The following is a 26,119-nucleotide window of genomic DNA, read 5'->3' on the forward strand; positions in this document are numbered from 1 at the left end:
GCCATCGGGGCATGCCTCAGCCACGAGCCGTACGGCTTCACCTGCGGCACAACAACCCCGTCGGTCGCGGCATTCCCCGACCGGGGCGGCCTCAACCGGGGCGGCCTCAACCGGGCCCGGTACCCCCGATCGGGTTCGGCGGCCCAACCGAGGCGAGCCGTGGCCGCCTCCGGGGCCATCGATCGGACCGGCAACCGCATTGGGGTCCGGCGTGGCCGCACCACCACCGCAGCAGGACACGACACCACGGCCGCAACAGACACAGCAACCACCTCGCAGCGGGCCACGGCGGCCGTCCCCGCAGCAGGCCACGGCGGCCGCATCGCCGCAACGGGCCACGGCCACCACTGCTGCCGGGGACACCAGGGCAGCACCGCAGCACCGGGCCACGGCACCACCGGGCCACCGCACCGCACCACCGATCCGCGGCACCGCCACAGCGGGCCATAGCGCCGGAGACCCGGCAGCATCGGCGCCGGGGCCGGGACCTGCCACCCGCTACAGGCTGATGTGGTAGGCCTTGCGCAGCGTCTCGTGGACGGTCCACCGGGTGCGGTCGCCCTCACGCAGGATGCATGCGTCGCCCGGCCCCACCTCGAGTACCGAACCGCCCTCGACCTCGATCGTGGCACGTCCGCTGACGACCACGAACAGCTCATTGGCCTCGGTGTCGGTCACCACACCCGGCGTGATCTGCCAGATGCCCCGAAGCTGCCGGCCGTCCGGCGATTCCCAGAGCACCTTCCCCGTCACCTCCGGCTCCCCGGAGACGATCTGCGAGGGGTCGAGCGGTTCCGGCTCCAGATCCGTGTCCGCGATGCCCGGGATGTTCACGACGAATGACGCGGGGGCCCCGTCATCGGCGGAGGGAGTTGCGGCGGTGGCGCCGGAAGCGGCCTCCGCAGCGGCGGCGGGCACCGAGCCGGGGGTCCTGGCGTCGAGATCGGAAGGAGGAGTCATGGCGGTGAGGGTACCGTCCGGGCTCATACGCCCCGCAGGCGCTCCCACACCGCGCGGACCTGCGGTTCCAGGGCCTCCAGCGGCCCGTCGTTGTCGATGACCAGATCCGCGACCGCCAGCCGCTGTGCACGGGTCGCCTGAGCCGCCATCCGGGACTTCGCCTCGTCCTCGGCCATGCCGCGCAGCCGTACCAGGCGGTCCAGCTGGGTCTCGGGGGCGGCGTCGACCACGACCACCAGGTCGTACAGCGGTGCCAGGCCGTTCTCGGTCAGCAGCGGCACGTCGTGGACCACCACCGCCTCCGGCCCGGCCGACGCCTCGAGTTCGGCCGAGCGTGCGCCCACCAGCGGGTGCACGATCGCGTTCAGCGCCTTCAGTTTCTCGGGGTCGGCGAAGACGATCCCGCCGAGCTTCGGCCGGTCGAGCGTGCCCTCCGGCGTGAGAACGCCGTCCCCGAACTCCTCGACCACCGCCGCCAGTCCGGGCGTACCCGGCTCGACGACCTCGCGTGCGATCTTGTCCGCGTCCACGATCACCGCGCCGTACGACGACAGCAGTCGTGACACCTCACTCTTACCCGCGCCGATGCCGCCGGTCAGCCCCACCTTCACCATGGGCCCACGCTATACGGTGCGCCGGAGCGGCCGGCGCGCAGGAGGCCGCGCTCCATCTCAAGCGCCGTCCCCATCTCGGGCTTCACCGCCACCTCAAACGCCGTCGCCACCTCAAACGCCGTCGCCACCTCAAGCGCCATCACCACCTCAGGCGCCATCGCCACCTCAGGCGCCGCCCTCGCCCTCCCGCTCCGCAAGGAAGCGTTCGAACTCTCTGCCGATCTCGTCGGCCGAGGGAAGGTCGACCGGCTCGGCCACCAGATTCCCCCGAGTCTCCGCGCCGGCCACCGCGTCGTACTGATGCTCCAGCCCGCTGACCAGCGCGACCAGCTCCTCGTCGCCCTCCGAGATCTGTCGTTCGATCTCCTCCTGCGTCCGCAGGGCCTCCGTCCGCAGCGAATGCGCCGCGCCGGGAAGCACCAGGCCGGTGGCGGCGGTCACCGCCTCCAGGGCCGTCAGCGCGGCGTCCGGATACGCGGAACGGGCGATGTAGTGCGGCACATGCGCCGCCACGCCCAATACGTCGTGCCCCGCCTCGGCCAGCCGGAACTCGATCAGCGCCTCAGCGCTACCGGGAACCTGGGCCTCGTCGAAGAAGCTGGCGTGACCCGGCATCAGATCCGTGCGGTTTCCATGCGGGGTGATACCCACCGGGCGGGTGTGCGGGACGCCCATGGGGATGCCGTGGAAGTTCACCGAGAGGCGCACGCCGAGTCGCTCCACGATCTCCTTCACGGCACCTGCGAAGCGCTCCCACTCCACGTCCGGCTCGGGGCCGGACAGCAGCAGGAACGGCGCGTCGGTGGTGTCGCGGACGAGCCGAAGCTCGATGCTCGGGGTCTCGTAGGCGGTCCAGCGGTTGCGCTCGAAGGTCAGCAGCGGGCGCCGGGCGCGGTAGTCGACGAGGCGGTCGTGGTCGAAGCGGGCGACGACCTCGTTCGGCAGGCCGTCGAGCAGTCGCTGGACGATCTGGTCGCCCGTCTCGCCGGCGTCGATGTAGCCGTCGAAGTGGTACAGCAGCACGAGACCCGCGGAGTCCCTGGAGGCGATCGCCTCGACCTCCGCGAGCCCGCTCGGCTCCCATGCGTACAAACTCTGGGGATCCAACACAGTGACCGCTCCTCCTCGTTCTCATGAACGCCAACGTGTGGTCGACCGCAGGCATTCCCGGCTGCGGATATGACCCCGACCCTTTCCGGACACTCTCCGTCCCGCCGGGCGGGGGTCCCTCACCACCGGGCGCGCGTCCTGGCCGACGGGCTCGGGCCCCGCGCGCCGCCGAGCGCGGATCCCCAAGAACGTGAATTCAACTCCCTTGCAGGGAATGTGAGTTCACTCATCGACCTCACCCCTTGGAGCTTGCCGCGCCCCGCCCACGTTGGCTTTGTCGGCCACGTACGCCACAGAAGCCATCGCGGCCCCTGCAGCCACTGCAGCCCCTGCGGCCACCGGAGGCACCCCTACCTCCGCGCTCGCCGAGGCGAAGCCGGATGACCGGATTCAGTTCGCCAACGGCACACACCGTGGCAACTTCAGGACCACCGCCTCCGGCACCTCCTCGCCCCGGATCACGCTCACCGGCTCACAGGAGGCCGCGCTGACCGCGAGCGGTGGTTGCGAGCCGGCATGGGCGAGGGCATCCACCGGCGTTCCGCTGCAACGAGTCGGATCCGAGCGGTGCCCCCAGGGCCGGTAGCCATGGCTTCAAGATCATCCATCAAGATCACCCGTTACGACGCATCCGACTGCCGCGTCACCCATCGCGGGCGACCACACAGTCACCGGTGGTCGCGACGTCGCCCATCCGGGCATCCCCGTGGGCTGATCGGACGACCACCGCTCGTCGGGCGACCACCGACCACCGGACGACCACCGGCCACCGGCCACCGGCCAGGTACCCCAGCACTCAGCCCCCAGCCCCCTCTCCCACCTCGGACCCGCCCCGCCCCCACCCCCATACACAACGAAGGCCCGCTCCCCCAGAGGGGAACGGGCCTTCGCCTATTGGCTAGTGCCTAGCAGCGGCGCGCCGCTGCCTGTCGGCGCAAGCTCAGCTCTGGCCGCCGGCCAGCTTCTCGCGGAGCGCGGCGAGCGCCTCGTCCGACGCCAGGGCGCCGGAGTTGTCCGCCGACTCCGAGGAGTACGAGCCGCCACCGGCGTTGCCGCCGCCGGCCTGACCGCCACCCTGCGCCGCCGGCGCCGCGGCGCCCTCGGCCGCAGCCTGCTCGTCGGCCTCGCGGGACTTGATGACCTGGGCCTGGTGCTGCTCGAAGCGCTGCTGCGCCTCGGCGTACTGGTTCTCCCACGCCTCGCGCTGGGCCTCGTAGCCCTCGAGCCAGTCGTTGGTCTCCGGGTCGAAGCCCTCGGGGTAGATGTAGTTGCCCTGGTCGTCGTAGGACGCGGCCATGCCGTACAGGGTCGGGTCGAACTCGACCGCCGACGGGTCGGCACCGAAGGACTCGTTGGCCTGCTTCAGCGAGAGGCTGATGCGGCGGCGCTCGAGGTCGATGTCGATGACCTTGACGAAGATCTCGTCGTTGACCTGGACGACCTGCTCCGGGATCTCGACGTGGCGCTCGGCCAGCTCGGAGATGTGGACCAGGCCCTCGATGCCCTCGTCGACGCGCACGAACGCACCGAAGGGAACGAGCTTGGTGACCTTACCCGGGACGACCTGACCGATCTGGTGGGTCCGGGCGAACTGCTGCCACGGGTCTTCCTGGGTCGCCTTGAGCGACAGGGACACGCGCTCGCGGTCCATGTCGACGTCCAGGACCTCGACCGTGACCTCCTGGCCGACCTCGACGACCTCGGACGGGTGGTCGATGTGCTTCCAGGACAGCTCGGAGACGTGGACGAGACCGTCGACGCCACCCAGGTCCACGAAGGCACCGAAGTTGACGATGGAGGAGACGACGCCGGAGCGCACCTGACCCTTCTGGAGGGTGGTGAGGAAGGTCTGGCGGACCTCGCTCTGGGTCTGCTCCAGCCAGGCACGGCGGGACAGGACCACGTTGTTGCGGTTCTTGTCCAGCTCGATGATCTTGGCCTCGAGCTCCTTGCCCACGTAGGGCTGAAGGTCGCGGACGCGGCGCATCTCGACCAGGGAGGCCGGGAGGAAGCCACGGAGGCCGATGTCGAGGATGAGACCACCCTTGACGACCTCGATGACGGTACCGGTGACGATGCCGTCCTCTTCCTTGATCTTCTCGATGGTGCCCCAGGCACGCTCGTACTGGGCGCGCTTCTTCGAGAGGATCAGGCGGCCTTCCTTGTCCTCCTTCTGGAGAACAAGGGCTTCGATCTCGTCACCGACGGCGACGACCTCGTTGGGGTCGACGTCGTGCTTGATCGAGAGCTCACGGCTCGGGATGACGCCTTCGGTCTTGTAACCGATGTCGAGCAGGACCTCGTCCCGGTCGACCTTCACGATGACGCCGTCGACGATGTCGCCGTCGTTGAAGTACTTGATCGTCTCGTCGATCGCGGCGAGGAAGGCTTCCTCGTTACCGATGTCGTTGACCGCAACCTGCGGGGTGGTGGCGGTGGTCTCGGTGCTGCTCGTCATGTGGGAAAGGGCTCCGGTACGGACATTGAAGTCGTAGGTACTGCTACGCCGAGAGCCCGTATCGCTTCTGCATAAGCCGGACAGTGTCAGAGACGCTCGCTTCGGAAGGTCACCAGTGCCTGAGCACCGGGAACGTTCCGGAACGCCTCAAAACCGAGGGGTACATACAGATGCGAGCGCGGCCTGCTCCGTCTGAGGCGCGCAAGCCCGCAGCGCAACTTGTAGCATACGGGGGCAGCCGGACACGGTCAATGCGCGAACGCGCACACCCGGGACAGAACGCCCCATAACCGGCACGCGCGATGTTCCGCGAGGTCGAACGGCCTCACAGTCCCTGCAGCTACAAGCAGAGCGAAGACTACGACGACGGGCGCGATGAACCAAGAGCATGAGCCGGAGGCGACCCGCCGTGACGCCTCGGACACCGAGAGCAGCCGCGCCAACCGGGGCTGGTGGGACCGCAACGCGGACGAGTATCAGAGCGAGCACGGAGCGTTCCTCGGGGACGACCGTTTCATCTGGGGCCCCGAGGGGCTGGACGAGGCGGAGGCCGGGCTGCTCGGGCCGGCCGAGTCACTGAAGGGGCAGCGGATCCTGGAGATCGGCGCCGGCGCCGCGCAGTGTTCGCGCTGGCTGGCGGCGCAGGGCGCGCGCCCGGTGGCGCTCGACCTCTCCCACCGGCAACTGCAGCACGCGCTGCGGATCGCCGACGGGACGGACGACGACACCACCGCGCTGGTGGAGGCCGACGCCGGGGCGCTGCCGTTCCGTGACGGCAGCTTCGACCTGGCGTGTTCCGCGTACGGCGCGCTGCCGTTCGTCGCCGATCCGGTGCGGGTGCTGCGCGAGGTGCGGCGGGTACTGCGGCCCGGCGGCCGGTTCGTCTTCTCCGTGACGCACCCCATCCGCTGGGCCTTTCCCGACGAGCCGGGGCCCGAGGGGCTGTCGGTGGCGGCCTCGTACTTCGACCGCACGCCGTACGTGGAGCAGGACGAGAGCGGCCGGGCGGTGTACGTCGAGCACCACCGGACGCTGGGCGACCGGGTGCGGGACGTGGTGGCGGGCGGGTTCCGGCTGGTGGATCTCGTCGAGCCCGAATGGCCGCAGGACAACACCCAGGAGTGGGGCGGCTGGTCGCCGCTGCGCGGGCACCTGATTCCGGGGACGGCGATCTTCGTGTGCGTGGCGGAGGGGTAACGGGGGCACCCGGGCCGGCACCGGAGGGTGGGGCGGCAGACTGGGGGCGTGATCGCCCGTGACGCCCTCGCCCAGCTGCCCGTACGTACCGCGCTGCCCGCGCTGCGCGCCGCCCTGGAGGACGCCGGTGCGGCGGTGCTGTGCGCCCCGCCGGGCACCGGCAAGACGACGCTGGTGCCGCTGGAGCTCGCCGGCCTGACCGGCACGGGGCCCCGGCGGCGGGTGCTGGTGGCCGAGCCGCGGCGGATCGCGGCCCGGGCCGCGGCGCGGCGGATGGCCTGGCTGCTGGGCGAGAAGGCCGGTGACCAGGTCGGATTCACGGTGCGCGGGGAGCGGCGGGCAGGGCCGCGTACCTGTGTGGAGGTGGTGACCACCGGTGTGCTGCTGCAGCGGCTGCAGCGCGATCCGGAGCTGGCCGGGGTCGATGTCGTGGTGCTCGACGAGTGCCATGAGCGGCATCTGGACGCCGACACCTGCGCGGCCTTCCTCCTGGACGTACGCGAGACGCTGCGGCCGGAGCTGCGGCTCGTGGCCGCGTCGGCGACGACGGACGCCGAGGGGTGGGCCCGTTTGCTGGGCGGCTCCCAGGGGGCGGCGCCCGTGGTCGAGGCGGCGGGCGTGTCGCACCCGGTGGAGGGGGTGTGGGCGCCACCGGAGCGGCCGGTACGGCCGGCGCACGGGATGCGGGTGGATCCGGCTCTGCTGACGCATGTGGCGGGCGTGGTGCGGCGGGCGCTGCGCGAGCAGTCGGGTGACGTGCTGTGCTTTCTGCCCGGTGTCGGGGAGATCGGGCGGGTCGCCGGGGAGCTGGCCGGGGTGGACGCCGAGGTGCTGCAGGTGCACGGGCGGGCGCCGGCCGAGGTGCAGGACGCGGCGCTGGCCGGTGGCGGCGGCCGCCGCAGAGTGGTGCTGGCGACCTCCGTGGCGGAGTCCAGCCTGACCGTGCCGGGTGTGCGGGTGGTGGTCGACAGCGGGCTGGCGCGGGTGCCGCGGATGGATCACGCACGCGGGCTGAGCGCGCTCGCGACCGTGCGGGCCTCGCGGGCGGCGGCCCGGCAGCGGGCCGGCCGGGCGGGGCGCGAGGCGCCCGGTGTGGTCTACCGCTGCTGGTCGCAGGCCGAGGACGGGCGGCTGCCGGCGTTCCCCGAGCCGGAGATCAAGGTGGCCGACCTGACCGCGTTCGCCTTGCAGGCGGCCTGCTGGGGTGATCCGGCGGCGAGCGGTCTGGCGCTGCTCGACGCGCCGCCGGCCGGGGCGCTGGCCGCGGCGCGGGAGGTGCTGACGGCGATCGGTGCGGTGGACGAGGACGGCCGGGCGACGCGGCGGGGCGCCAGGATGGCTCGGGTCGGACTGCATCCCCGGCTTGCGCGCGCCCTGCTGGACGGCGCACCCGAGGTGGGCGTGCGGCGCGCCGCGGAGGTGGTGGCCCTGCTGAGCGAGGAGCCGCCGCGGGCGTACGGGGACGATCTGGCGGAGGCGTGGCGCAGCGCGCGGCGGGGCGGCGACGCGTACGCGGCCTGGTGGCGGCAGGAGGCGCGGCGACTGGCGTCGGCGGGCGCGGAGCCGGGGGCGGACGGGGGCGCCGGGGGGCCGGCGTCCGACGACGCGGTCGCCGGTCTGATCGCCGCGCTGGCGTTCCCCGAGCGGGTGGCCCGGGCGCGCGGCGCCGGGAGCTATCTCATGGCGTCCGGGACCGGTGCCGAGCTGGCGGGCGCGGGGCCGGGGCAACGGGCCGGAGGGGGTGGTTCCCGTCTGCGGGACGCGGCGTGGCTGGCCGTCGCGGTGGCGGACCGTCCGGTGGCGGCGGTGTCGGCACGGGTGCAGCTGGCGGCGGTGATCGACGAGGGGACGGCGTGTGCGGCGGCGCGGGCGCTGTACTCCTCGGACGAGGAGGTGCGCTGGTCGGACGGGGACGTGGTGGCCCGGCGGGTGACCCGGCTGGGGGCGATCGAGCTGGCGTCGCGGCCGCTGACCGCGCCCGCTGCGGGGCTGCTGCGCGACGCGGTGGAGGCGGGGTTGCGGCGGGAGGGGCCCGGCCTGCTGCGGTGGTCGCCCGCCGCGGTCTCGCTGCGGCAGCGGATGGCGTTCGTGCACCGGGAGTTGGGGGCGCCGTGGCCCGACGTGTCGGACGCGGCGCTGCTGGAGCGGGTCGAGGACTGGCTCGGGACCGAACTCGGGCGGGCACGGCGCCGGGCCGATCTGGAGCGGATCGACGCGGGGCAGGCGCTGGCCCGGCTGCTGCCCTGGGCGAGTGGCGAGGCGGCCCGCTTCGACGAGCTGGCGCCGGAGCGGATCGAGGTGCCGAGCGGTTCGCGGGTGCGGGTGGACTACGGCGGCGGGCAGCCCGTGCTGGCCGTGAAGCTGCAGGAGCTGTTCGGCTGGCAGGAGTCGCCGCGGGTGGCCGGCGGGCGGGTGCCCGTACTGGTGCATCTGCTCTCCCCCGCGGGGCGTCCGGCCGCCGTCACGGCCGATCTCGCCTCCTTCTGGAAGGGCGGGTACCGGTCCGTGCGCGCGGAGTTGCGCGGGCGCTATCCCAAGCACCCGTGGCCGGAGGACCCGACGACCGCGCAGCCGACCCGGCACACGACGGCGCGGCTCAAGCGGGGCTGAGCGGTGTGTCCGGCGCGGTGGGGGCGGCCCGGCCGGCGGGGGCCGGTCCGGCGCCGGGGCGGCGACCGCGGGCCTCGAGGTGCAGGCTCAGGGCGAGCAGTGCCGCGCCCAGGACCAGGAACCCCCAGGGCAGGTAGCCGGTGAGCAGCAGGACGAGGGTGCGCTGGGACGTGACCTGGGCGACGGTGGAGTCGACGTAGTCGGCGCGCATCTTCACATGGCCGGCGAAGGCGGTGACCCTGCCGCCGCCGGGCAGCAGATCGCCGCCGCGCAGCTCCTCCTTGTGGATCTCCTCGCCGTTGACCGGTGCGCCGGTGACCGGCTCGACCCAGAACATCCGCTTGGTGCTGTACCAGCGGGTGGTGCCCATCTTCGCGACGGCCTGCGGGGTGATGCCCTTGACCGGCATCTTCTTGGGGAGCGGGACCTTCGTCCAGGGGATGGTCTGCTCGAAGTAGTAGACCTCCAGGCCGCGGAAGGTGCGGGTGCCCTTGTATTGGATGGGCGCCGAGGTGCGGGTCTGGGCGTCGAAGTAGGTGTAGTCGCGCTTCTCGGTGAGGAACGGCCACTTGTACTCGATGCCGGTACGGCGCACCGGGTCGCCGTCGACCATCTCGCCGGTGGCGTGCACGGGTTCCTGGGAGTGGGCGTCGAAGATGTAGCGCTCGGGGATCTGGGAGACCATCTTGCCGTCGGGGCCGGCGACGTAGGACAGCGCGTTCCAGACGACGACGTCGCGGCCGGCGGTCTTCTCGATGCGGTCGGAGGCGGTGACGTCGCCCTTGAGGGTCTGGACGATGGTGACCTTGGGGACCTGCTCGGCCTTCATCGTGCCGTAGTTGACGAGGGTGGCGGGCCTGGCCTCCAGGACCATGTCCTGGTACTGGCCGGGCGGGATCTTGGCGAGCCGCGGGAAGGCGTACCACCGCATCAGCGGGGACAGGGCGGTGAAGAAGACGGCGAAGGCGAGCAGTACCAGGCTGGCGGTGCGGCGCATGACGGCGGCGTCCCTCCCTCAGGGGTGCTCGGGGACGGTGGTCAGCAGCGGCTTGGGGGAGGTCGTGCCGCTGGGCGCACCGATCGCCGTCATGGTGAAGAGGAGAGCGAGCGCCGCGGCCAGTCCGATCGCGGCTGCTGTCAGGGCGCGCATGGCCGGCCTCCCGGGAGAGCGGTGCGGGTCCGGGGGATCCCCGGACCCTCGACGGCGTCAGGGCGGGGGCACCGTAGCAACGGGCGGCCAAGATGAGAACACGTTTCACCCCAGGACGTGTCGCGCCGCCGTCCCGACCCGGACGGAGGGCGGAACGGCGGCGCCGGACCGGGCGGAGCCGGCCCGGTCCACGGGGCGGCCGCGGTCAGGCGCCGTCCGGTGCGGTGACCTTCAGCTCGACGGTGAGTACGGCGCCGTCCTCGGTGGTCAGCCGCAGCAGGAACGTCCCGGTGTGCGTGTCCGTGCAGATCTTCGGGAGCTTCAGCAGGCCGTCGGCGTCCGTGGTGAGCCCGGTGCGGGTGCGGACCGGCTTGCCCTTGTCGTCGCCGGTGGCTTCGGGGTTCTCGAAGTAGGGGCCCTTGTCGTTCTCCACGGGCTCGTCCGGGTCGTCGGTGACCAGGGTCGCGGTGACCGGCGCGCCCGCCGCGAGCTTGCCCTGGTACGTCGCCTTGATCTCGACCGCGCCGGCCGCGAACGCCTGGCCGGCGGCCGTCGTCAGTTCCTTGTCCGAGGTGCGCACGAGCTTGTCGGCCTTCGGCGCCGGCGCGGCCTTGACGGTGGCGTCGAAGGCGACGACGGGCACGGTGCGGCCGACGGCCGTCGCCCGGATGGTGAAGGCGCCGGCCTTGTGGCCCGCGCGCAGCGTGGGCGCGGTGGCCAGGCCGTCCTTGCCGGTGGTGACGGTGACGGCGGTCGCGCCGTCGGGGAAGCGGGCACCGGCGGCCGCGGGGAGGGTGAAGCGGACGGGGGCGCCGGCGACCGGCTTGCCGCCCGCGTCCTCGGCGCGCACCCGTGGCGACGCGGCGAACTCGGAGCCCGCGGTGGCGCTCACGTCCTTGTCGCCGACCCGCACAAGGGCGGTGAGCGGGGCGGGCTCGGTGGGCGGCTTGGGGCCGGGCCTCTGCGGGTTCGTGCCGCCCGGTGCGGGGTCGGTGCCGCCGGGCTCGGCGGGCTTGCCCGGCTCGGCGGGGCCGTCCGGCTTGGGCTTGGCGGGGCCGTGCGGCTTCGGCTTGCCGGGGTGGTGGCCGGTGCCGGTGCCCCGGCCGTGGCCCTTGCCGGTGCGGCCTTCGGCCCGGTCGCCGCCGTGCCGGCCGCTGCCGCCCCGTTGGACGGGGAGTACGCCCTTGCCGTCCGGCACCTCGTAGGTGCCGGTGCGGTAGAACGCGTACCAGGACAGCACCGTCCGCAGATACTCCTCGGAGTTGTTGTAGCCGAGGATCGCGCGGTCGAGGTCCTGCTGGGTGGACAGGTCGCGGCCGGCGGCGCACAGGTAGCGGCCGGCGGCGAGCGCCGCGTCGAAGACGTTGTTGGGGTCCTTCTTGCCGTCGCCGTTTCCGTCGGCGCCCCAACCGCCGCCACCGGGGCCGCCGCTGGACCAGGTGGAGGGGATGAACTGCATCGGCCCCACGGCACGGTCGTGGGTGAGGTCGCCGTCGTAGCGGCCGCCGTCGGTGTCGGTGATCCGCGCGAAGCCGTGGCCGTTGAGCTGCGGGCCGAGGATCGGCTGGAGGGTGGTGCCCTCGGCGTCGACCGCTCCGCCGCGCGCCTGGCCGGATTCGACCTTGCCGATGCCGGCGAGCAGTTGCCAGGGCAGGCGGCAGCCGGGATCGGACCCGTCGATCCGGGACTCGGCCTTCTTGTACGCGGCCAGAACGGTGGCGGGGATGCCGGCCTGGGCGGGGCCGGTGACGACGGGGCCGCCCTTGGGACGGTGCGAACCGCTCGGCGGCACCGGGCTGTTGAGGGGCGGCAGGTCGGTGTAGTACGCCGAACCGCCGTCGATGGGGGTGTCGGCCGGGGGCGGGGTCGGCCCGCTCTCCCCGGCGGCCGTGCTCTCGGTGGCGGGGGCCTGAGAGGCCGTCAGGGCGGCGAGCACCAGGGCCGCTACGGCCGTCGAGGCCGCTCCCCGGACAAGCCGCCGTCGGAATGTGGCTGCCATACGTGGTCCCCTCCGCCGTGCTGACCCGCGTCGCCCGCGCGGTATCGCGCCCCCCGGCGCGTCAACTCAGGCGACACTACGACAACTCGGGCCCGGCAGCTACCACCGTCATCGGACACATAATGATCCGAATCGTTCAAGGAGACATTCATGCCGTTCACGCTCAGCCATGCCGCCGCCGTGCTCCCGGCTATCCGGCGGACTGGCGCGGCCCGTGGTCCGCTGGTCCCCTCGGCGCTCGTCGCGGGGTCGTTCGCACCGGACATGACGTACTACGCGGACACCGCGGTGCCGGGGGCCATGGAGTTCGGCGACGTCACCCACTCGCTGACCGGCGTGCTGACGGTGGATGTCCTGGTCACCGCGGCGCTGGTCGGCGGCTGGCTGCTGCTGCGCGAGCCGGCGCTGGCGCTGCTGCCCCGGGCCTGGCGGGAGCGGACGTACACACTCCTGCGGGGCCGTCCACGGCGACCGCGCGGACCGCGTGAACTCGCCGCGCTGGCGGGCTGGTTCATCGTCTCGGCGGTGCTCGGGGCGGCTACCCACGTCGTGTGGGACGCCTTCACCCACCCGGGCCGCTGGGGCACCCGCCTGGTGCCCGCCCTGAACGACATCGTGGGCGGTCTGCCGGTGGCGACGTACGTGCAGTACGGCACCTCGGCGCTGGCGCTGGTGGCCATGGCGTGGTTCGGATGGTCGGCGCTGCGCGGCGCGGGCGGGCCCGCGGGCGCCGTGGCCGCCGCACCCGACCCGGGCGCCGTGCCCTCCCTGACCGGAGGGCTGCGGCTGCTGCTGACCGCGCCGCTCGCCCTGTGCGTGGTGCTCGGCGCGGCACACCGGACCCTGCGGGCGCACGCCGTCTACGGCGACGCCGTGAGCTGGCCGAACTACATCCCGACCGTGCTCTTCGGCGCCGGCGCGGGCCTCGTTGCAGGGCTGCCGCTGTACGCCGTGGCCGTACGGCTGCTGCAGCGGCGGGCACGCCGGGCACGGCCGGCCGGGGGCGAGGGCGTGTCCGGCCGGTCCGTGCAGGTCCGCGGCTGAGCCGTGGGCCCGGACCGGGGGCGGGCGGAACGGGGGCCGGATCCGGTCCGGCCCCCGCGGTGGGTCAGTGCGCCGCCGATTCCCAGTCCTTGCCCGAGCCGACCGAGACGTCCAGCGGGGCGCGCAGGTCGACCGCCGCGGCCATCTCCCGGCGGAGGATCTCCTCGACCTTCTCGCGTTCGCCGAGGGCCACCTCGACGACGATTTCGTCATGGACCTGGAGCAGCATCCGGGACCGCAGCTGCGCCGCCCTGAGCGCCGCGTCGACCCGCAGCATCGCGATCTTGACGATGTCCGCGGCGGTGCCCTGGATCGGGGCGTTCAGCGCCATCCGCTCGGCCATTTCGCGGCGCTGGCGGTTGTCGCTGTTGAGGTCGGGCAGATAGCGGCGGCGGCCCAGCATCGTCTCCGTGTAGCCCGTGGCGCGGGCCTCCTCCACGACGCGCCGGAGGTAGTCGCGTACTCCGCCGAACCGCTCGAAGTAGTTGTCCATCAGCTTGCGGGCCTCATCGGGCTGGATGCCCAGCTGCTGGGCGAGGCCGAAGGCCGACAGGCCGTACGCCAGGCCGTAGGACATCGCCTTGATCTTGCGGCGCATCTCCGCGTCGACCTGGTCCGTGGCGACCGAGAAGACATGGGAGGCGACCGTGGTGTGCAGGTCCTCTCCGGAGGTGAACGCCTCGATCAGGCCCTCGTCCTCGGAGAGGTGGGCCATCACCCGCAGCTCGATCTGGCTGTAGTCGGCCGTCAGCAGGGACTCGAAGCCCTCGCCGACGACGAAGCCGCGACGGATCGCCCGGCCCTCGTCCGTACGCACCGGGATGTTCTGCAGGTTGGGGTCCGTTGACGACAGCCGGCCGGTCGCGGCCACGGTCTGGTTGAAGGTGGTGTGGATCCGGCCGTCCGCGGCGATGGTCTTGATCAACCCCTCGACCGTCGTGCGCAGCTTGGCCTGCTCGCGGTGGCGGAGCATGATCACCGGGAGTTCGTTCTCGGTCTGCGCGGCCAGCCAGGCCAGGGCGTCGGCGTCGGTGGTGTAGCCGGTCTTGGTCTTCTTGGTCTTGGGCAGGCCCAGCTCGCCGAAGAGGACCTCCTGCAGCTGCTTGGGCGAGCCCAGGTTGAACTCGTGGCCCGCGGCGTCGTGCGCCTCCTTCACCGCCTGCTGCACGGCACCGGCGAACTGCTGCTCCATGCGCTCCAGCCAGCCCCGGTCCGCGGCGATACCGGCCCGCTCCAACCGGGCCAGCAGCTCGCTGGTCGGCAGCTCCACGTCACGCAGCAGCTCGGCCGCACCGACCTCCGCCAGCTTCGTCTCGAACGCCACCCCCAGGTCGAGGACCGTACGCGCCTGCCCCATCAGGGCGTCCGCCTCGGCCTCCTCGTCCGCGCCGAACGCCAGCTGCCCGTCCCCGGCGGCCGCCGGGGCGAGATCGCGCCCCAGATACTCGATGGACAGGGCGTCCAGGGCGAAGGAGCGACGGCCGGGCTTGACCAGATAGGCGGCCAGCGCGGTGTCCATCGTGACGCCGTCGATGCGCCAGCCGTGCTCGCCGAAGACCCGCATCAGGCCCTTGGCGTTGTGCATCACCTTGGGGCGGGCCGCGTCCGCGCTCCAGGCGGCGAAGGCCCGCTCGTCGGCCTCGTCCAGCTGGGCGGGGTCGAACCAGGCGGCCGGGCCGTCGGGGGTGGCCAGCGCCACCTCGGCGACGCTGCCGCTGCCCAGGCTCCAGACGTCGACGGTGGCCACACCCAGCGGGCCGGCGGCGTGCTCGGCCAGCCACGGAGCGAGTTCGCCGCTGCCCAGGACCGTGCCGTCCACCTCGACGCCGGCGGCCGGGGCGGCCTCTTCGGCGGCCTCGGCGGCACCCGGGTCGACGGCGTGCAGCCGGTCGCGCAGGCCCTGGTTGCGGATCTCCAGGGCGTTGAGGAAGACCGTGAGCGCCTCGCGGTCGTAGGCCTCGCGGACCAGCGCCTGCGGACCGCAGGGCAGCTCGACGTCGCGCACCATCTCGGTCAGCCGGCGGTTGAGCTTCACCGCCTCCAGATGCTCACGGAGGTTGGCGCCCGCCTTGCCCTTGACCTCCTCGGCGCGCTCCACCAGCTCCGCGAACGAACCGAACTGGTTGATCCACTTCGTGGCGGTCTTCTCGCCGACGCCCGGGATACCGGGGAGGTTGTCGGACGGGTCTCCGCGCAGCGCGGCGAAGTCCGGGTACTGGGCGGGGGTCAGGCCGTACTTCTCGAAGACCTTCTCCGGGGTGAAGCGGGTCAGCTCCGAGACGCCCTTGGTGGGGTAGAGGACCGTGACGTCGTCGGAGACCAGCTGGAAGGCGTCGCGATCGCCGGTGACGATCGAGACCTCGAAGCCCTGCGCGGTGGCCTGCTCCGTGAGCGTGGCGATCACGTCGTCGGCCTCGAACCCCTCCACGGCGAAGCGCTTGACGCGCATCGCGTCGAGCAGCTCGCCGATCAGCTCGACCTGGCCCTTGAACTCGTCGGGGGTCTTGGAACGGTTCGCCTTGTAGTCCGCGAACTCCGCCGACCGCCAGGTCTTGCGCGAGACGTCGAACGCCACCGCGAAGTGCGTGGGCGCCTCGTCGCGCAGAGTGTTCGCGAGCATCGACGCGAAGCCGTAGATCGCATTGGTCGGTTGTCCGGTGACGGTCGTGAAATTCTCCACGGGCAGGGCGAAGAACGCCCGGTATGCCATGGAATGCCCGTCCATCAGAAGCAGGCGGGGACGACCGCCCGCCGCCGCCTCGGTGCCGGTCGCTTCGCTCTTCTTCGCTGCCTTTGCTGCCACGCCCCCGATCCTGCCACGCCCCACTGACAATCCCCGCCGCACACCGCCCGCCCCCCGCCGCACACCGCCCGGCCCGCACCGCGAAAACGCCGCCCCGCACCGCCCGCGACCGCCCCTACACCGCCGGGTCCGGTCCGTGACAGGATCTGATGCGTACCGCAACGATCCGCCGCCAGGGGCGGAGCGAGCACCGGCTCACGGCCCAAAAGGGAGAGCGCCATGGCAGGCAAGCCGCCCGCGTCGGACCCCGTCCAGGACGCACCCAAGGTCAGCGGACCCCAGCACTCCGCCGTCGGCCTGCCCGCCATCACCCACGCCCTGCGGATCTCCCAGCAGCAGATGGGCGTGCGCCGTACCGCCCTGACCCTCCTGCGCGTCAACCAGCCCGACGGCTTCGACTGCCCCGGCTGCGCCTGGCCCGAGCCCGACAAGACCCACACCGCCGAGTTCTGCGAGAACGGCGCCAAGGCCGTCGCCGAAGAGGCCACCCTGCGCCGCGTCACCCCGGACTTCTTCGCCGCGCACCCCGTCACCGACCTCGCCACCCGCAGCGGCTACTGGCTCGGCCAGCAGGGCCGCCTCACCCACCCCATGTACCTGGCCGAGGGCGCCGACCACTACGTCCCCGTCCCCTGGGAGCAGGCCTTCGACCTCATCGGCGAGGAACTGACCGCCCTGGACTCCCCCGACGAGGCCGTCTTCTACACCTCCGGGCGCACCAGCAACGAGGCCGCCTTCCTCTACCAGCTCTTCGCCCGCGAATTCGGCACCAACAACCTCCCCGACTGCTCCAACATGTGCCACGAGTCGTCCGGCTCCGCCCTGACGGAGACCATCGGCATCGGCAAGGGCAGCGTCCTGCTGGAGGACCTCTACAAGGCCGACCTGATCATCGTCGCCGGCCAGAACCCGGGCACCAACCACCCCCGGATGCTCACCGCCCTGGAGAAGGCCAAGGCCGGCGGCACAAAGATCATCTCGATCAATCCGCTGCCCGAAGCCGGACTGGAGCGCTTCAAGAACCCCCAGACCCCCCGCGGTCTGGCCGGCGGCGGCACCGCCCTGACCGACCTGTTCCTCCAGGTGCGCCTCGGCGGCGACCAGGCGCTCTTCCGTGCCCTGAACCGCCTGATCCTGGCCGCCGACGGCGCCGTCGACGAGGACTTCGTCCGCGAACACACCCACGGCTTCGAGGAGTTCGCGCGGCTGGCGCGGGCCGACGACGACTGGGACGAGACGCTGCGGGCCACCGGCCTGACCCGCGAGGAGATCGACCGCGCACTGGCCATGGTCCTGGCCTCCCGGCGCACGATCGTGTGCTGGGCGATGGGCCTGACCCAGCACAAGCACTCCGTGCCCACCATCCAGGAGGTCGTCAACTTCCTTCTGCTGCGCGGCAACATCGGCCGCCCCGGAGCGGGCGTGTGCCCCGTACGCGGGCACAGCAACGTCCAGGGCGACCGCACCATGGGCATCTTCGAGCGGCCCGCACCCGCCTTCCTCGACGCCCTGGAGAAGGAGTTCGGCTTCGCGCCGCCCCGGGAGCACGGCCTCGACGTCGTCCGCGCCATCCGCGCACTGCGCGACGGCCGGGCCAAGGTGTTCTTCGCGATGGGCGGCAACTTCGTCGCCGCGACGCCCGATACCGACGTCACCGAGGCCGCGATGCGCCGCGCCCGGCTGACCGTCCACGTCTCCACCAAGCTCAACCGCTCGCACGTGATCACCGGCGCCCGCGCGCTGATCCTGCCGACCCTGGGACGCACCGAACGCGATCTGCAGGAAAGCGGCGAGCAGTTCGTGACCGTCGAGGACTCCATGGGCATGGTGCACGCCTCGCGCGGCCGCCTCGCGCCCGCGAGCCCCCACCTGCTGTCCGAGCCGGCCATCGTCGCCCGCCTGGCCCGCCGCGTCCTCGGCGAGGCCAGCCGCACCCCGTGGGAGAAGTTCGAGAAGGACTACGCGGCGATCCGCGACCGGATCGCCCATGTCATCCCCGGCTTCGAGGACTTCAACACCAAGGTCGCCCGCCCCGGGGGCTTCGCCCTCCCGCACGCCCCCCGGGACAGCCGCAGCTTCCCCACGGCCACCGGCAAGGCCAACTTCACCGCCGCGCCCGTCACCTACCCCACCGTCCCCGAAGGACGGCTGCTGCTGCAGACGCTGCGCTCCCACGACCAGTACAACACCACCGTCTACGGCCTGAGCGACCGCTACCGCGGCATCAAGAACGGCCGCCGCGTGGTGCTGCTGCACCCCGACGACGCCCGCGAACGGGGCCTGGCCGACGGGGACTACACCGATCTCGTCAGCGAGTGGACCGACGGCAGCGAGCGGCGGGCGCCCGGCTTCCGCGTCGTGCACTACCCCACCGCCCGCGGCTGCGCGGCCGCCTACTACCCCGAGACCAACGTCCTCATCCCGCTCGACCACACCGCCGACACCAGCAACACCCCCGCCGCCAAGTCCGTGGTGATCCGCCTGGAGGCGCCCCACCAGCCCTGACCGCCACCGGGCCGCCGGCCGCAGCGGACAACCCCCGCGCTGAGCGCCCGCTCAGCGGCCTGATAGGAACAGGCACGGATCGACGACGATCACGGGCGAGCGAACGGAGCCGTAAGCATGGGCGAGCAGAACACCACGAAGTTTCCGCAGCAGATCCTCGACCAGTGGGCGGGCCTCGGCCTCGACCTGCCCGCCCTCTTCTCCGCCGGGCACCTCGGCGAGCGGATGAGCGTGCAGGTCACCGAGGCGGCGCCGGAGCGCGTCGTGGGCACCATGCCCGTCGAGGGCAACACCCAGCCCTACGGCCTGCTGCACGGCGGCGCCTCCGCCGTCCTGGCCGAGACCCTCGGCTCCGTCGGCTCGATGCTGCACGGCGGCCCCACCAAGCTCGCCGTCGGCGTCGACCTCAACTGCACCCACCACCGCGGAGTCCGCTCCGGACTGGTCACCGGCGTCGCCACCCCCGTACACCGCGGCCGCTCCACCGCCACCTACGAGATCGTGATCACCGACGAGGACGACAAGCGGGTCTGCACCGCCCGCCTGACCTGCATGCTGCGCGAAGTCGACACCGACGCCTACCGCGGCTGACCGAATTCGGACGGCACACCACCGCCGGCGACCACGGCCCCGCCCCCACTTCGGGAGCGGGGCCGTCCGCATGTCCGTAACGCTGCGTAACACGCGTGCCCTGTCGCCCCAACCCGCGCACCGGGCGACGCACCGGCCGCGGCACCGCCGCGCCCACCACGTCCGATAGCCGGACGCGATACCGACACCCCGGTTCAGATTCACCCACGGAAGTGCAAGTTCGTCCTCCGCGCCGCGTCCGGCCCGCCTGTAAGGAGCGTGAGGGCGAAACGCTCGTAGCCGGTCATAACAAGAGCGTCACATCCTGGTCAGCGCCTCTGCCGACGCGACGAACACCGCTCTAGAGTCACCGCCAGTCACCGCGCCGCCGGGCTCCCTGTGAGGACGGACATCCCTGTACCACGTACAGCCCGGCGGGCGAATCGGCCACGCGACAGCCATGGCCGCGCCAGGGAAAGGACTGATCGTGCGTCACCGTTCCTTGCTCATCCTCACCACCGCAGTCACCGCAGGCGCCCTCACGCTCTCCGCGTGCGGCTCCCGCGGCGACAACAAGAGCGGCGACGGCTCCAAGACAACCGTCGTCATCGGCCTCGATGCCCCCACCACGGGCGAGCTCTCCGCGCTCGGCCTGGGCATACGCAACTCCGCCCAGCTCGCCGTCGACAACGCCAACAAGGCCGGCGAGGTCAAGGGCGTCACCTTCAAACTCGAAGCCCTCGACGACAAGGCCCTGCCCAACGTCGGCCAGCAGAACACCACCAAGCTCGCCGGCGACAAGGACGTCCTCGGCATCGTCGGCCCGCTCAATTCCGGGGTCGCCCAGTCCATGCAGCAGGTCTCCAAGCAGAACGACCTCACCCTGATATCCCCGGCGAACACCACGCCCGACCTCACCCAGGGCCCCGACTGGCGCAAGGGCAAGCGCGCCCGCCAGTTCCCCACGTACTTCCGCACCGCCACCACCGACGAGGTGCAGGGCGCCTTCGACGGCCAGTACGCCTACGAGAAGATGAAGGTCAAGAAGGCCTACGTCATCGACGACCAGAAGACCTACGGCGTCGGCCTGGCCTCGTCCTTCAAGGACCAGTTCACCAAGCTCGGCGGCAAGATCGTCGGCACCGAGCACGTCAGCCCCGAAGACCGCGACTTCAAGGCCGTCGTCTCCAAGGTCAAGTCCGCCAAGCCCGACCTGGTCTTCTACGGCGGCGAGTACCCCGCCTCCGGCCCCCTCAGCCAGCAGCTCAAGGACGGCGGCGTCACCGTCCCCCTCATGGGCGGCGACGGCATGTACAGCGCCGACTACATCAAGCTCAACAAGAAGGCGCAGGGCGACTACGCCTCCTCCGTCGGCAAGCCCGTCGAAGAACTCCCCTCCGCCAAGAAGTTCATCGCCGACTACAAGGCAGCCGGCTTCAAGGAGGCCTACGAGGCATACGGCGGCTCCACCTACGACGCCACCTGGGCCCTCATCCAGGCCGTCAAGGCCGTCGTCGACGGCAACGACGGAAAGCTCCCCGACGACGCCCGCAAGAAGGTGTCCGAAGCCATGAACAAGGTCAGCTTCGACGGCGTCACCGGCCCCGTCGCCTTCGACAAGTACGGCGACACCACCAACACCATGATCACCGCCTACCAGGTCGACAAGGGCAAGTGGGCCTCCCGCTTCAGCGCCGAATTCAAGAAGTTCGACAAGAGCTGACCGACCTGACACACCGCTCCACCCCGGGCCGCGCCAGGACGCCACGAACGACCCTGGCGCGGCCCGTGGCACACCGGGACACCCCGGAATCCCCTCACTCCCACACAACGGAGGCCTGCGGTGAGCGAACTGCCGCAACAGCTGGCCAACGGACTCATCCTCGGCGCGATGTACGGACTCATCGCGATCGGCTACACGATGGTCTACGGAATCGTCCAGCTCATCAACTTCGCCCACGGCGAGATCTTCATGGTCGGCGGCTTCGGCGCACTCAGCGTCTACCTCGCACTGCCCGCCGGCACCTCACTCGCCCTCGCCCTGCCGATCATGCTCCTCGGCGGCATCGCCGTGTCCGTCCTCGTCGGCATCGCGGCGGAACGGTTCGCCTACCGACCGCTGCGCGGCGCACCCCGCCTCGCACCCCTCATCACCGCCATCGGCCTTTCCATAGCCCTCCAGCAAGCGATCTGGAAGTGGTACCCCGACGGCAAGCAGGCCCGCGTCTTCCCCCAGTTCAAGGGCCACTCCTTCGAGATCCTGGGCGCCACCGTCCAACGCGGCGACCTCTTCGTCCTCCTCGCCGCCCCCGCCTGCATGATCGCCCTCGGCTTCTTCGTCGCCAAGACCCGCAGCGGCCGCGCCATGCAGGCCACCGCCCAGGACCCCGACACCGCCAAGCTCATGGGCATCAACACCGACCGGATCATCGTCCTCGCCTTCGCCATCGGCGCCGCCTTCGCCGGCGTCGCCGCCGTCGCCTACGGGCTGCGCACCGGCGAGGTCCAGTTCCGCATGGGCTTCATCATGGGCCTCAAGGCCTTCACCGCCGCCGTCCTCGGCGGCATCGGCAACATCTACGGAGCCATGCTCGGCGGCGTCGTCCTCGGCATCGCCGAAGCCCTCGCCACCGCCTACATCGAAGAGATCCCCGGCATGCAGCAATTCGGCGGCGGAGCCTGGAAGGACGTCTGGGCCTTCGTCCTCCTCATCCTCGTACTCCTCCTGAGACCGCAAGGTCTACTGGGCGAACGCGTCGCGGATCGGGCGTGATAGCGATGACCACGGACCTCACCAAGACCACCGCACCCGGCACCCCGGGCGTACTCCCGCTCCCCGAGCGCCCCGCCCGCATCGCCACCGCGGCGGCCGCCCTGGCCACCGCCGTCACCACCGGCCTCGCCTGGACCTGGAGCAACGACTTCCCCGGCGAACTCACCTACTACGGATCCCCCGCCGGACTGCAGCTCCTCACCCTCGTCGGCGGCGTCCTCACCCTCCTCCTCGCCGCGGCGGGACTCGGCATCCGCGGCCTGCAGTGGCTCACCCCCGGCGGCCGCAACGCCCCCGTGCTGCTCGCCGCCCTCGCCACCTTCGCCGCCACCTGGTTCACCCTCATCGCCATCGCCGTCCAACTCGGCGGCCTGGTCAACCTCGAACCAGGCGGCTTCCTCGCCGGCGTCACCTCCCTGCTCACCCTCCTCGCCGCGCTCGGCCTCCCCGCCGACCGCACCCCGGACACACCGCCCACTGACGCCTGGCAGCGCTTCACCGCGGCCCTCGCCGCCTCCCCCGTCGCACGCCGCACCCGCGAGCTGCCCGGCTGGGCCGAAATCCTCGTCATCGCCGCCGCCTTCGCCGCCGGGCTCCTCGCCTTCACCTACGGCATCGACACCGACGACGGCGCCCCCTTCGTCGGATACCTCCTCTTCATGGTGATCGCCATCCCCGCCCTCAACCGGGCAGGACTGATCAAACGACTCACCGAACTCACCCACGCACACCGCGGCCCCGCCCTGTGCGCCGCCTTCATCGCCGCCGCCAGCTTCCCCTTCACCCAGGACACCGACCAGTACACGATCATCGGGGCCAATATCCTGATCTTCGCCACCGTCGCCCTGGGCCTCAACGTCGTCGTCGGCCTCGCCGGCCTCCTCGACCTCGGATACGTCGCCTTCCTCGGCGTCGGCGCCTACGCCGCGGCCCTCGTCTCCGGCTCCGCCGAATCCGCCCTCGGCCTCCAGTTCCCCTTCTGGGCGGCCCTCCTGACCGGCGCCGCCGCCTCCCTCGTCTTCGGCGTCCTCATCGGTGCCCCCACCCTCCGCCTGCGCGGCGACTACCTCGCCATCGTCACCCTCGGCTTCGGTGAGATCTTCCGCATCGCCATGCTCAACCTCAACGGCACCACCGGCCCCGACGTCACCAACGGCGCCATGGGCATCCCCAACATCCCCAACCTGGAGATCTTCGGCTTCAACTTCGGCGAGCCCCACGACATCCTCGGCATCCCCATCGCCACCTACGGCAACTACTACCTGCTGATGATCCTCGTGACCGCCTTCGTCGTCATGGTCTTCCGACGCGCCGCGGCCTCCCGCATCGGCCGCGCCTGGATCGCCATCCGCGAAGACGAGACCGCCGCCATCGCCATGGGCATCAACAGCTTCCGGCTCCGGCTCCTCGCCTTCGCCCTCGGCGCCGCCCTCGCCGGACTCGCCGGCACCGTCCACGCACACGTGGTGACCACGGCCACGCCCGAACAGTTCCAGTTCGCCGGCCCCCAACCGCCCAACTCCGCCTTCCTCCTCGCCGCCGTCATCCTCGGCGGCATGGGAACCCTCAGCGGACCCCTCGTCGGCGCCGCCCTGCTCTTCCTCATCCCGGCCAAGCTCGACTTCCTCCAGGACTACCAGCTGCTCCTCTTCGGCATCGCGCTCGTCCTGCTGATGCGCTTCCGCCCCGAAGGCCTCATCGCCGACCGCAGGAAGCAGCTCGAATTCCACGAGACCGGCCAGCTCGACGTGCCCGATCAACAGCGCCTGCCCGACGCAGACGCGACCATCGGCGTCACCAAGGCAAAGGCGTGACGACACCATGACCACACCCACCATCACCGCCACCGACACCATCCTCGAAGCATCCGGTGTCACCATGCGCTTCGGCGGACTCACCGCCGTACGCGGCGTCGACCTCACCGTCAACAGCGGCGAGATCGTCGGCCTCATCGGCCCCAACGGCGCCGGCAAGACCACTTTCTTCAACTGCCTCACCGGCCTCTACACCCCCACCGAAGGCACGGTCAGCTACCGAGGCACCCGCCTCTCCCGCAAACCCCACCTCGTCACCCAGGCCGGCATAGCCCGCACCTTCCAGAACATCCGCCTCTTCGCCAACATGACCGTCCTGGAGAACGTCCTCGTAGGCCGTCATACGCGCACAAAAGAAGGCCTCTGGTCGGCACTGCTCAGAGGCCCCGGCTTCAAAAAGGCCGAACTCGGCAGCGAAGCACGCGCCATGGAACTCCTCGAATTCACCGGCCTGGCCCACAAACGCGACCACCTCGCCCGCAACCTCCCCTACGGCGAACAACGCAAGCTCGAAATCGCCCGCGCCCTCGCCAGCGAGCCCGGACTCCTCCTGCTCGACGAACCCACCGCGGGCATGAACCCCCAAGAAACCCGCGCCACCCAGGAACTCGTCTTCGCCATCCGCGACCAGGGCACCGCGGTACTCGTCATCGAGCACGACATGCGGTTCATCTTCAACCTCTGCGACCGCGTCGCCGTGCTCGTCCAAGGCCAAAAACTCATCGAAGGAACCGCCGACGTCGTCCAGGCCGACGAACGCGTCATCGCCGCATACCTCGGAGAACCCGTGGCACCGGACACCACCAGCGACACCGCGGAGCCGGACCACCAGCCGGCCGAGGAGCAGACCGGAGACACCCCATGACCGCACTTCTCGAGGTCGAGGACCTCCGCGTCGCCTACGGCAAGATCGAAGCCGTCAAGGGCATCTCGTTCTCCGTCGAAGCAGGTCAGGCGGTCACCCTCATCGGCACCAACGGCGCCGGGAAGACCACCACCCTGCGCACCCTCTCCGGCCTCCTCAAGCCGCTCGCCGGAAAGATCACCTTCGACGGGCAACCGCTCAACGGCGTGCCCGCCCACAAGATCGTCGAACTCGGCCTCGCCCACTCCCCCGAAGGCCGCCGGCTCTTCCCCCGCCTCACCATCGCCGAGAACCTCCAGCTCGGCGCCTTCCTCCGCAAGGACGCCGGCGGCATCGAATCCGACATCCAGCGGATCTACGACCTCTTCCCCATCCTCGGGGAACGCCGCAAACAAGCCTCCGGAACCCTCTCCGGCGGCGAACAGCAAATGCTCGCCATGGGCCGTGCCCTCATGTCCCGCCCCAAACTCCTCATGCTCGACGAACCCTCCATGGGCCTCTCGCCGATCATGATGCAGAAGATCATGGAGACCATCCGCGAACTCCGCTCCCAAGGCACCACCATCCTGCTGGTGGAACAGAACGCCCAGGCCGCCCTCTCCCTCGCCGACCACGCCCACGTGATGGAAATCGGCCGGATATCCCTCTCCGGCACCGGCGAATCGCTCCTGCACGACGAATCCGTCCGCAAGGCGTACCTGGGCGAGGACTGACCACCCCACTCCCCAAACAAGCGGCCCCGTACCGGTGTCCACCGGTACGGGGCCGCCCACGCACGACGCGCGACTACTGGTCCTTCTTCTGCTTCTTCTCCTCGGCGTCCTCGATGACCGCCTCGGCGACCTGCTGCATCGACAGCCGGCGGTCCATCGACGTCTTCTGGATCCACCGGAAGGCGGCCGGCTCCGTCAGCCCGTACTGCGTCTGCAGAATGCTCTTCGCCCGGTCGACCAGCTTGCGCGTCTCCAGCCGCTGCGTGAGGTCCGCGACCTCCTTCTCCAGCGTCTTCAGCTCGGTGAACCGGCTCACCGCCATCTCGATCGCCGGCACGACATCGCTCTTGGAGAACGGCTTCACCAGATACGCCATCGCGCCCGCGTCCCGCGCCCGCTCCACCAGCTCGCGCTGCGAGAACGCGGTCAGCATCAGCACCGGCGCGATGCTCTCCTCGGCGATCTTCTCGGCCGCCGAGATACCGTCCAGAACCGGCATCTTCACGTCCAGGATCACCAGGTCGGGGCGGTGCTCCCGGGCCAGGTCCACGGCGGTCTGCCCGTCCCCGGCCTCGCCGACGACGGTGTAGCCCTCCTCCTCCAGCATCTCTTTGAGATCGAGACGGATGAGGGCCTCGTCCTCGGCGATCACGACGCGCGTGGTCAGCGGCGGGACATGCGACTGATCGTCATCGGCGACGGGCTGCTCGGGCTCGGCGGCGCTCACGGGACTCCTCGTTCCAGGCAGGTGGTGCCATTGCAGCCTACCTAGAGGCGGCCGTCATGATGCACACGGTAGGGTGTCTTGAGCAGCAAGCCGGGTTGGCGGAATGGCAGACGCTGATGTCTCAAACACATCTGTCCGAAAGGGCGTGCGGGTTCGAATCCCGCACCCGGCACTCCTGAAGAAGCGGAATTGCACGTTCGCGTGATT

Annotated in this window: 20 protein-coding genes and 1 tRNA gene; 11 read left to right on the forward strand and 10 right to left on the reverse strand. The window is 71.3% G+C overall.

Features of this window, described 5'->3' with window-relative positions; all coding sequences use genetic code 11:
* Positions 1-498: 498 nt before the first annotated feature.
* The 5 genes from AC0680_RS26015 to rpsA all read right to left on the reverse strand — a co-directional run bounded on the left by AC0680_RS26015 (position 499) and on the right by rpsA (position 5,142).
* Positions 499-960, reverse strand: coding sequence for a cupin domain-containing protein (locus AC0680_RS26015; RefSeq protein WP_478633043.1), 462 nt, complete (start codon positions 958-960; stop codon positions 499-501).
* Positions 961-983: 23 nt separating this feature from the next.
* Positions 984-1,574: a dephospho-CoA kinase gene (coaE, locus tag AC0680_RS26020; RefSeq protein ID WP_478633044.1), complete on the reverse strand. Its 591-nt coding sequence runs from the start codon at positions 1,572-1,574 to the stop codon at positions 984-986.
* A complete protein-coding gene (locus AC0680_RS26025) occupies positions 1,568-1,732 on the reverse strand; it encodes a hypothetical protein (protein ID WP_478633046.1) in 165 nt (54 codons plus the stop codon). Before AC0680_RS26025 ends, coaE begins: the two co-directional genes overlap by 7 nt.
* A 7-nt stretch (positions 1,733-1,739) precedes the next feature.
* A complete protein-coding gene (locus tag AC0680_RS26030; RefSeq protein WP_478633048.1) occupies positions 1,740-2,684 on the reverse strand; it encodes a PAC2 family protein in 945 nt (314 codons plus the stop codon).
* A 940-nt stretch (positions 2,685-3,624) separates the two neighbouring features.
* Positions 3,625-5,142, reverse strand: a complete 1,518-nt coding sequence (rpsA, locus tag AC0680_RS26035) for a 30S ribosomal protein S1 (protein ID WP_384437751.1) — start codon at positions 5,140-5,142, stop codon at positions 3,625-3,627.
* A gap of 375 nt (positions 5,143-5,517) precedes the next feature.
* On the opposite strand from rpsA, the gene AC0680_RS26040 reads away from it, so the two are divergent.
* Positions 5,518-6,339, forward strand: a complete 822-nt coding sequence (locus AC0680_RS26040; protein ID WP_478633051.1) for a class I SAM-dependent methyltransferase — start codon at positions 5,518-5,520, stop codon at positions 6,337-6,339.
* A gap of 48 nt (positions 6,340-6,387) precedes the next feature.
* Positions 6,388-8,949, forward strand: coding sequence for an ATP-dependent helicase HrpB (gene hrpB / locus AC0680_RS26045; protein WP_478633054.1), 2,562 nt, complete (start codon positions 6,388-6,390; stop codon positions 8,947-8,949).
* Here hrpB and pgfA read toward each other — a convergent pair.
* The 3 genes from pgfA to AC0680_RS26060 form a co-directional block, all read right to left on the reverse strand.
* Positions 8,936-9,946: a cell envelope lipid trafficking protein PgfA gene (gene pgfA / locus AC0680_RS26050; RefSeq protein WP_478633056.1), complete on the reverse strand. Its 1,011-nt coding sequence runs from the start codon at positions 9,944-9,946 to the stop codon at positions 8,936-8,938. The genes hrpB and pgfA overlap by 14 nt on opposite strands.
* Positions 9,947-9,964: 18 nt before the next feature.
* On the reverse strand, positions 9,965-10,099 hold the full coding sequence (locus AC0680_RS26055; protein WP_384437739.1) for an SPW_0924 family protein: 135 nt from the start codon (positions 10,097-10,099) through the stop codon (positions 9,965-9,967).
* Positions 10,100-10,304: 205 nt separating this feature from the next.
* Positions 10,305-12,098, reverse strand: coding sequence for a lytic transglycosylase domain-containing protein (locus tag AC0680_RS26060; RefSeq protein WP_478633059.1), 1,794 nt, complete (start codon positions 12,096-12,098; stop codon positions 10,305-10,307).
* A 150-nt stretch (positions 12,099-12,248) separates the two neighbouring features.
* Between AC0680_RS26060 and AC0680_RS26065 the strand changes: the two genes are divergently transcribed.
* On the forward strand, positions 12,249-13,142 hold the full coding sequence (locus AC0680_RS26065; protein ID WP_478633060.1) for a DUF4184 family protein: 894 nt from the start codon (positions 12,249-12,251) through the stop codon (positions 13,140-13,142).
* 64 nt (positions 13,143-13,206) lie between these two features.
* Here AC0680_RS26065 and polA read toward each other — a convergent pair whose 3' ends face one another.
* Positions 13,207-15,867, reverse strand: a complete 2,661-nt coding sequence (gene polA / locus AC0680_RS26070; RefSeq protein ID WP_478633190.1) for a DNA polymerase I — start codon at positions 15,865-15,867, stop codon at positions 13,207-13,209.
* Between the two features lie 297 nt (positions 15,868-16,164).
* Between polA and AC0680_RS26075 the strand changes: the two genes are divergently transcribed.
* From AC0680_RS26075 to AC0680_RS26105, 7 genes are all read left to right on the forward strand, one after another.
* Positions 16,165-18,450, forward strand: coding sequence for an FdhF/YdeP family oxidoreductase (locus AC0680_RS26075; RefSeq protein WP_478633063.1), 2,286 nt, complete (start codon positions 16,165-16,167; stop codon positions 18,448-18,450).
* Positions 18,451-18,567: 117 nt separating this feature from the next.
* A complete protein-coding gene (locus AC0680_RS26080; protein WP_478633066.1) occupies positions 18,568-19,041 on the forward strand; it encodes a PaaI family thioesterase in 474 nt (157 codons plus the stop codon).
* 481 nt (positions 19,042-19,522) lie between these two features.
* Entirely contained in the window at positions 19,523-20,743 is a 1,221-nt protein-coding gene (locus tag AC0680_RS26085; protein ID WP_478633192.1) for a branched-chain amino acid ABC transporter substrate-binding protein, read from the forward strand.
* Between the two features lie 120 nt (positions 20,744-20,863).
* Positions 20,864-21,793 (forward strand): branched-chain amino acid ABC transporter permease, encoded by a 930-nt coding sequence (locus AC0680_RS26090; protein ID WP_478633069.1) that lies wholly within the window; start codon positions 20,864-20,866, stop codon positions 21,791-21,793.
* A 5-nt stretch (positions 21,794-21,798) separates the two neighbouring features.
* On the forward strand, positions 21,799-23,607 hold the full coding sequence (locus AC0680_RS26095; protein ID WP_478633071.1) for a branched-chain amino acid ABC transporter permease: 1,809 nt from the start codon (positions 21,799-21,801) through the stop codon (positions 23,605-23,607).
* Positions 23,608-23,614: 7 nt separating this feature from the next.
* Positions 23,615-24,472: an ABC transporter ATP-binding protein gene (locus AC0680_RS26100; protein ID WP_478633074.1), complete on the forward strand. Its 858-nt coding sequence runs from the start codon at positions 23,615-23,617 to the stop codon at positions 24,470-24,472.
* A complete protein-coding gene (locus AC0680_RS26105; RefSeq protein ID WP_478633075.1) occupies positions 24,469-25,185 on the forward strand; it encodes an ABC transporter ATP-binding protein in 717 nt (238 codons plus the stop codon). Before AC0680_RS26100 ends, AC0680_RS26105 begins: the two co-directional genes overlap by 4 nt.
* 73 nt (positions 25,186-25,258) lie before the next feature.
* Here AC0680_RS26105 and AC0680_RS26110 read toward each other — a convergent pair whose 3' ends face one another.
* Positions 25,259-25,912 carry an ANTAR domain-containing response regulator gene (locus tag AC0680_RS26110; protein ID WP_384437711.1) on the reverse strand — a complete coding sequence of 218 codons (654 nt, stop codon included), beginning with the start codon at positions 25,910-25,912 and terminating at the stop codon, positions 25,259-25,261.
* Positions 25,913-26,001: 89 nt separating this feature from the next.
* On the opposite strand from AC0680_RS26110, the gene AC0680_RS26115 reads away from it, so the two are divergent.
* Positions 26,002-26,084: transfer RNA gene (locus tag AC0680_RS26115), tRNA-Leu, on the forward strand.
* Positions 26,085-26,119 lie beyond the last annotated feature (35 nt).

The sequence above is a fragment of the Streptomyces sp. NPDC043738 genome (assembly GCF_056436545.1).